The sequence below is a fragment of the Gemmobacter aquarius genome, from assembly GCF_003060865.1.
Lineage (GTDB): Bacteria > Pseudomonadota > Alphaproteobacteria > Rhodobacterales > Rhodobacteraceae > Paragemmobacter > Paragemmobacter aquarius.
Genome location: NZ_CP028918.1, coordinates 57,442 through 65,000, shown reverse-complemented (window position 1 = coordinate 65,000; position 7,559 = coordinate 57,442). Strand labels below are relative to the sequence as shown.

Below are 7,559 nucleotides of genomic sequence, written 5' to 3'. Positions count from 1 at the left end.
ACGCCGTTCCGAAGCCTGCGGCCAGCGGGGGTGGTCCACCGTGGGATTCACGTTCGAATAGAAACCGTATTCCGACGGTTGCAGCATATTCCACGTGGTCTGCGGCATCCGGTCGGTCAGCGAGATCTTGACCACGCTCTTGATAGACTTGAAGCCGTATTTCCACGGCACCACCAGCCTGATCGGCGCGCCGTTCTGCTTGGGCATATCCTCGCCGTACAGGCCGGTCGCCATGATCGTCAGCGGGTGCATTGCCTCGTCCAGTCGCAGCCCTTCGCGGTACGGCCATTCGAGGATGGGCGAATTCTGTCCCGGCATTTCCTCGGGCCGCACCAAGGTTTCGAACGCCACGTATTTCGCCGAAGGCTGGACACCGACGCGGTTCAAAAGGCCCGAAAGCTGGAAGCCGATCCACGGGACAACCATCGACCACGCCTCGACGCAGCGGAAACGGTAGATGCGCTCTTCTAGCGGCTGGCCCTTCAGCACATCGGCAAGATCATAGGTGCCGGGCTTGTCGACCATCCCGCCGATCTCGATCGACCACGGGTCGGTCGTCAATGCGCCCGCGTTGGCGGCAGGGTCTTCCTTGCCCGTGCCGAATTCGTAAAAGTTGTTGTAGGTCGTGATCTCTTCCAGCGTGTTCGGCTCATCCGAGATCGACAGCGGACTTTTCGCCGCGTCGATCTTTGCCAGTGCGGGCGAGGCGAAGGCGGCAGCCCCCGCCGCAGCGATCATCTGCCGGCGGTTCAGCCATAGCGGCTTTGGGGTCACATCGGACCATGTCGGTTGCTTTGGCATATTCCGTCCTCCATTGGGCAGAAGGTATCGTGACAGGGTTTCGTGAAAACGCAAACCACGCCCCTTCACCTTTGCATTACGGGAGAGGGGACCGATTTGTTTCAATCACGCAGGATAAAAATTGGTCACATGGATTTGTCTGGAAAACAGACGATTTCGCGGCTTAGCGCACCCGCACGCTCTGGCAACGGTTGTTAACGGGAATGTCAGAGTCATCCGCAGCGTGCATCCGTCACGTATACTGGTAGCCAATCAAGGCATCAGATCAAGGGAGTGACGCCAGATGATCCGTAGAACCTTTCTCGCGGTAGCCGCAGCAACCGCACTTTTCTCGGCACCCGTTTTCGCCGAAGCCCATTCCAAGGACATCGTTGACACCGCTGTCGGCGCGGGCAACTTCACCACGCTGGTCGCAGCCGTCGAGGCGGCCGGACTTGTCGAAACGCTGAAAGGCCCCGGCCCCTTCACCGTCTTTGCGCCCACCGACGCAGCCTTTGCAGCCCTGCCCGCAGGCACGGTCGAAGACCTGCTGAAGCCGGAAAACAAGGACAAGCTGATTGCCGTGCTGACCTATCACGTCCTTCCGGGCAAAGTGATGTCGACCGACCTGTCCGAAGGCCTGACCGCCGCCACCGTGCAAGGCAGCAATGTCACGATCACGCTGGAAGGCGGCGCCAAGGTCAACGGTGCTACGATCTCGACCGCCGATATCGAAGCGTCGAACGGCGTAATCCATGTGATCGATCAGGTCATCCTGCCGCCGATGTAAGGCCGACCACGGCAAAGTCGGCCCCCCGAGCGTTCGGGGGGCCGTTTTCGTTAGCCGTTTTCCTTAATGCACCACCGCCTGCACGGGCCGCTCGCGGCGCGACGCGCTGACTCGGTCGCCGATGATCAGACCCTCGGGTCCGGCGGTGACATGGATGGTGGCCCCGTCCAGCACATCGCCCGAAAGGATCATCTCGGCCAACTGGTCTTGCAGATGGCGCTGGATCACCCGTTTCAGGGGCCGCGCACCGAACACCGGATCATAGCCTTCGTCCGCCAGCCACTGCTTGGCATCCTGCGTCAGATCCAGCGTGATCTTCCGCGCAGCAAGGCGGGCTTCCAGACGCTTCATCTGGATGTCGACAATCGCGCCCATATCGCCACGGCCCAGACGGTCAAAGATGATCGTCTCGTCCAGACGGTTCAGGAATTCGGGCCGGAAATGCCCGCGCACCGCTTCCATCACCTCGCGCTTGGCGTCCGACGCATCCGCCCCGTCCGGCAATTGGCTTAGCGCATAGGCCCCAAGGTTCGACGTCAGGATGATCAGCGTCTGCTTGAAATCGACGGTGCGCCCCTGACCATCGGTCAAAATGCCATCGTCAAGCACCTGCAACAGCACGTTGAACACATCGGGATGGGCTTTCTCCACCTCGTCGAACAGCACCACCTGATAGGGGCGGCGGCGCACGGCTTCGGTCAGCACCCCGCCCTCGTCATAGCCGACATAGCCGGGCGGCGCGCCGATCAGGCGCGACACGGCGTGCTTCTCCATGAACTCGGACATATCGATGCGGACCATCGCGTTCTCGTCGTCGAACAAATAGGCCGCGACCGCCTTGGTGAGCTCGGTCTTGCCCACGCCGGTGGGGCCAAGGAACAGGAACGACCCGAGCGGTCGGCCCTCGTCATTCAACCCCGCCCGCGCACGGCGCACGGCATTGGCCACAGCGACCACCGCTTGCCGCTGGCCGATGACGCGCTTGGCCAGTTCATCCTCCATCCGCAGCAGCTTTTCCTTCTCGCCCTCAAGCATCTTCGTGGTCGGAATACCCGTCCAGCGTTCTACCACCTCGGCGATCTGCTCGGGGCGTACGGCTTCTGCCACCAGCGCGTCCCCCTCGCGGGCTTCGGCATCGGCAAGCTGCTTTTCCAGCCCCGGAATCCGGCCATACTGCAACTCGCCCGCCTTGGCGAAATCGCCCTCGCGCTTGGCTTGCTCCAACTCGGCGCGGGCACGGTCGAGTTGTTCCTTCAACTCGCGCGCGGCCTCGAGGCTGTCACGCTCCGACTGCCACTTGGCCGTCATCTCGGCAGACTGATCTTGCAGGTCGGCAAGCTCCCTTTCCAGCTTTTCCAGCCGGTCCTTCGACGCCGCGTCATCCTCTTTCTTCAGGGCTTCCGCTTCGATCTGGAATTGCAGGATCTGGCGGTCCAGCGCGTCAAGCTCTTCGGGCTTGCTGTCCACCTCCATCCGCAACCGGCTGGCGGCTTCGTCGATCAGGTCAATCGCCTTGTCGGGCAGGAAACGGTCGGTGATGTAGCGGTGCGACAGCGTGGCCGCCGCGACAAGCGCCGAGTCGGAAATCCGCACCCCGTGGTGAAGTTCATACTTCTCCTTGATCCCGCGCAGGATGCTGATCGTATCCTCGACCGTGGGTTCGGTCACCATCACCGGCTGGAACCGGCGGGCAAGGGCCGCGTCCTTCTCCACATGTTTGCGGTATTCATCCAGCGTGGTCGCGCCCACGCAGTGCAACTCGCCCCGCGCCAGCGCCGGTTTGATAAGGTTGGCCGCATCCATCGCCCCTTCGGACGCGCCGGCACCCACCAGCGTGTGCATCTCGTCGATGAACAGGATGATCTCGCCGTTCGCCCCCGTCACTTCGGACAGGATCGCTTTCAGCCGCTCCTCGAATTCACCGCGATACTTCGCGCCCGCGATAAGCGACCCCATGTCCAGCGCCATCAGTTTCTTGTTGCGAAGCGATTCCGGCACATCGCCATTCACGATCCGCAACGCGAGGCCCTCGGCAATCGCCGTCTTGCCGACACCGGGTTCGCCGATCAGCACGGGGTTGTTCTTGGTGCGCCGCGACAGGACCTGCATCGTGCGGCGGATTTCATCATCCCGCCCGATGATCGGGTCGATCTTGCCCTCGGCCGCAGCCTCGGTCAGGTCACGCGCATATTTCTTCAAGGCGTCATAGCCGGATTCGGCCGATGCGCTGTCAGCCGTGCGGCCCTTACGGATATCATTGATAGCGCCGTTCAGCTTTTGCGCCGAGACTGCCCCCGCATCCAAAGCGTCCTTGGCCTTGCCCGGCACCATGGTCAGCGCCATCAGGATACGCTCGACCGGAACAAAGCTGTCACCGGCCTTTTTCGCCAGCTTTTCCGCCTCGTCCAACACCTTGACCAGACCGGGGTCCATAAAGGGCTGGGCGTCGCCCGTCACCTTGGGCAGCTTCGCCAAGGTCAGCGCCACGGCTTCCGACACGCGCGCAGGTTCACCCCCTGCGCGGCGGATCAGGTTGCTTGCCAGCCCCTGATCATCATCCATGATCGCCTTGAGCAGATGTTCGGGCGCCAGACGCTGATGATTCTCGCGCACCGCAATCGTTTGCGCGGCTTGGAGGAACCCGCGCGACCGTTCCGTGAACTTTTCAAGGTTCATCGGCATATCTCCTTTTCATAGCACCGTGTCGGGACGCCCTGAAAAGGCACGTCCGCTTCGGCCTTATTCGAAAGATGGGAGAGCAGCCGCCGCCTTGCAAGGGTGCGCCCCGCTTGCCCCCGTTAATTTTCGTAACGCGCCCTCAGACGCGATCTTTGGGCTTAAGCAGCTTGGCAGGACGCAACGCTTCAGCCGAACGCATCAGGCTGAAGGTCTGGTTGACGTAATTCACCACGCCCGAAATCTTTTCCATATAGGCCAGCAATTCCGGCGTCTTTTCCGCCTCGACCATCTGCACCGGGCGGTCGGGGCCATCATGTTCGAACTGGCAGTAAAACAGCGGCTCGCCGCGTTTCAGGATCAGGTCCTTTTCGATGTCATGCCATTCAAAGGCCCACATCAGCGGGCGCGGCCACAGCGACAGCGGGAAACGCCCGCCAAAGATGGTGCCGGGAAGCGGGTCTTTGCGGTAATGCGCGAACGTGCCTATCTGCGTCAGCCACACGGGTTCATCGGCAATGAAGCAATAGGGCAGCGACAACTGCACCGTGGGCCGGTCGGGGTAACGCCATTCCACTTCGCTTACCAGCGTCAGCACCTCGCCCAGCTTGTTGCCACGGATGGTCGACGCCGTGCCCGCGCGGTTTACCAGAACACCCTTGCCCTTGTCGTCGCGCTTGAAGCCGATGTGGATGTCGAACGGGCATTTCACCATGAAATACCGGCTTTCCATCTGGATCACGGCGGGGCAGCGGCTGGCGCTTTTGGCATGGGTGCGGTTGACCTGACGCGACACAAGCCGTTCGGGCGGATCGTACAGCACCGCGCCCTTGTCGCTGGTCAGAAACCAGCCCACCTGCACCGGGCCGGAACGCGGGCCTTCGTCGGGACGGTCATATTCAACGTTGATCTGCACCGTTACTCTCCTTTGACGCTGCAACCAGCGCCTGCAACAAACGGGCCGAGGTGACGCGCCGCAGCTCAGGGCCAAACCCGAAGCCCGCAACTTTTGTGTCTTCCGCCTGCGTCACAGAACAAGAGCCGTGAAGTTCGCGCAACCCCAAGGCGGTGAACCGGCGGGCGTTTTCCGCCGTGACGCCGCTGCCGGGCATTATCACGATCCGCCCCGAAGCTCGGGCATGCAGCGCGGCGATCAGGTCGATCCCTTCAAGCGCGGTCTTCGCCTGCCCGCTGGTCAGGATACGGTCGAACCCCAGCGCAACCGCCTGTTCAAGTGCTACGAAAGGGTCGGGCACCAGATCGAAGCAGCGGTGCAGCGTGGTGGTCATGCCTTGCGCCTCGGCCAGCAATGCTGAAAGCGTTTCGCAATCAAGCGTCCCGTCGGCAAGGGATGCGCCCAGCACCACCCCCGCAAGGCCCGCATCGCGGCTGGCGCGGATGTCGCAGCACATTACTGCAATCTCGGCAGGCGACCAGACAAACCCGCCTGCGCGGGGCCGGATCATCGCCAGCGCCGGAACGGGGGCACGGCCCGCCGCTGCCATCAACCCCGCCGAGGGCGTCAGCCCGCCAAGCGCGAGCGCCGAGCACAGCTCGATCCGGTCCGCGCCACCCGCAACGGCGGCATCCAACCCGCCCACGCTGTCGACGCAGACCTCCACCCTAACCAAAGGCCGCAAGCCCCGCTTCGGCAGCCCCGATCAGGCCGGGTTCGATGCGGCATTGCGCTGGCACCACAAGGGGCCGATCAGTTCGCCGCAAGATCATCGCGCGGACGGTCCGGTCGAGCAGCGCGACAAGGGCGGTGTCGTTGGACAGCCCGCCCCCTACCGGCACAATGGACGCCCCCACCGTATTCAGCACCATCGCAAGCGCGGGCGCGACCAACGCCGCCCAGACCTGCACGGTCTGCGTGGCGGCAGGGTCATCCGCCTGCCATGCCGCAAGGATGCTTTGCGAAGTCTCACCAACCCCGTGCAGCGCAAGGTGCAGCTTCTCGATCCCCCGCGCGCTGCCTACCGCATCGAGGCAACCGACCTGCCCGCAGCCACAGGGAAATTCGGGCAGCGTCACCCCCAGTACCTGCGTCTTGGCCACCGGCCCGTGGCCCCATTCCCCCGCGAACCCTCCCGGTCCGGTCACGATCCGCCCGTCGATCACCAGCCCCCGCCCACGCCGGTGCCGAGGATCACGCCGAACACGTTGCGATGCCCCTGCCCCGCGCCCTGCCGCGCCTCGGCCAGCGCGAAGCAATCGGCATCGTTCAGGATCAGCACGGGCAAACCAAGCGCCGCCTCAATCTCGGGCGCTAGCGCACGCCCGTTGGCGCAGGGAATGTTGGCAACCTTGATCCGCTGCGTATCGGGATCGACCACGCCCGCGATGGAAATGGCAACAGCGCGATGCGCGGGGCTGACATATCCGCGCAGCGCGTTCAGGAAAGCCCCGAAATCACCAACCGGCGTCACCGTATCGCCCAGCAGCGTGATCTGCCCACCCGTGGCATGCGCCGCCTTGATCCGGCTGCCGCCGATATCGAAACACAGGATCATGTCGCCCCCACCCGTTCGCCGCGATGCTATCCAAATCCAAGCGGTGTTGACAGAGGGGGGTTGCGGTTCCATCAGGCAACAAACGCCAAGGAGTTGCCAGATGTCCGATGACCGCCTGATCGTTGCCCTCGACGTGCCGAACGTGGTGCAAGGGCTGGAATTGGCCCAACGCATGGGCGACGCGGTCAGCTTCTACAAGATCGGCCTTGGCATGCTGACGGGCGGCGGGCTTGCCTTGGCAAACGAACTCAAGGGCGAGATGGGGAAGAAAATCTTCCTCGACATGAAATTCTTCGACATCGGCGCAACCGTCGAAGCAGCGGTGCGCGGCGTGGCGCGCTATGACCTCGACTTCCTGACCGTGCACGGCGACCCGCAGGTGGTGCGCGCAGCGGCCGAAGGCAAGGCGGGAACGGGGCTGAAAATCCTTGCTGTCACGGTCCTCACCTCGCTCGACCGCGCCGACCTTGATGCCAACATGATCGTTGCGGGCGACATCCATGCCATCACCATCGAACGCGCGGCACGGGCACTGGAAGCGGGCGCCGACGGCGTCATCGCCAGCCCGCAAGAGGCCGCAGCGATCCGCGCCCTGCCCCAAGCGGCAGGCAAGCTGATCGTAACCCCCGGCGTCCGCCCCGCAGGCGCGGCGCTTGGCGACCAGAAGCGCGTTGCCACACCGTTTCAGGCGATTTCCGATGGCGCGAACCACATCGTCGTCGGCCGCCCGATCTGGCAGGCCAAAGACCCCGCCGCCGCAGCGCGGGCGGTGATCGCCGAACTTCCATAGGGCAGTCGGG

General features: G+C 63.5%; 6 protein-coding genes and 1 pseudogene (1 of these 7 running past the window's edge). 2 read left to right on the top strand and 5 right to left on the bottom strand.

Features of this window, described 5'->3' with window-relative positions:
- A protein-coding gene (msrP, locus tag HYN69_RS00320; RefSeq protein ID WP_108433991.1) for a protein-methionine-sulfoxide reductase catalytic subunit MsrP crosses the window boundary here: on the bottom strand, positions 1-801 show its 5' portion. The gene continues 108 nt to the left of window position 1, outside the view; 801 of the gene's 909 nt are visible here — the first part of the coding sequence; the start codon lies at positions 799-801; its stop codon lies off the left edge, out of view.
- Between the two features lie 283 nt (positions 802-1,084).
- Here msrP and HYN69_RS00315 point away from each other — a divergent pair, with 283 nt between their 5' ends.
- Entirely contained in the window at positions 1,085-1,570 is a 486-nt protein-coding gene (locus HYN69_RS00315; protein ID WP_108433990.1) for a fasciclin domain-containing protein, read from the top strand.
- A 63-nt stretch (positions 1,571-1,633) separates the two neighbouring features.
- Here HYN69_RS00315 and clpB read toward each other — a convergent pair whose 3' ends face one another.
- The 4 genes and pseudogenes from clpB to HYN69_RS00295 form a co-directional block, all read right to left on the bottom strand.
- On the bottom strand, positions 1,634-4,246 hold the full coding sequence (gene clpB / locus HYN69_RS00310; protein ID WP_108436953.1) for an ATP-dependent chaperone ClpB: 2,613 nt from the start codon (positions 4,244-4,246) through the stop codon (positions 1,634-1,636).
- A gap of 142 nt (positions 4,247-4,388) precedes the next feature.
- The gene (locus tag HYN69_RS00305) at positions 4,389-5,162 is read right to left on the bottom strand and encodes a hypothetical protein (RefSeq protein WP_108433989.1); all 774 of its coding nucleotides are present in this window, start codon (positions 5,160-5,162) and stop codon (positions 4,389-4,391) included.
- Positions 5,146-5,868 carry a copper homeostasis protein CutC gene (locus HYN69_RS00300; protein WP_230426452.1) on the bottom strand — a complete coding sequence of 241 codons (723 nt, stop codon included), beginning with the start codon at positions 5,866-5,868 and terminating at the stop codon, positions 5,146-5,148. The genes HYN69_RS00305 and HYN69_RS00300 overlap by 17 nt, the downstream gene beginning before the upstream one ends.
- Before the next feature lies 1 nt (position 5,869).
- Positions 5,870-6,759: pseudogene (locus HYN69_RS00295) on the bottom strand (ROK family protein).
- Between the two features lie 100 nt (positions 6,760-6,859).
- Here HYN69_RS00295 and pyrF point away from each other — a divergent pair.
- A complete protein-coding gene (gene pyrF / locus HYN69_RS00290) occupies positions 6,860-7,549 on the top strand; it encodes an orotidine-5'-phosphate decarboxylase (protein ID WP_108433987.1) in 690 nt (229 codons plus the stop codon).
- The last annotated feature ends 10 nt before the right edge of the window (positions 7,550-7,559 follow it).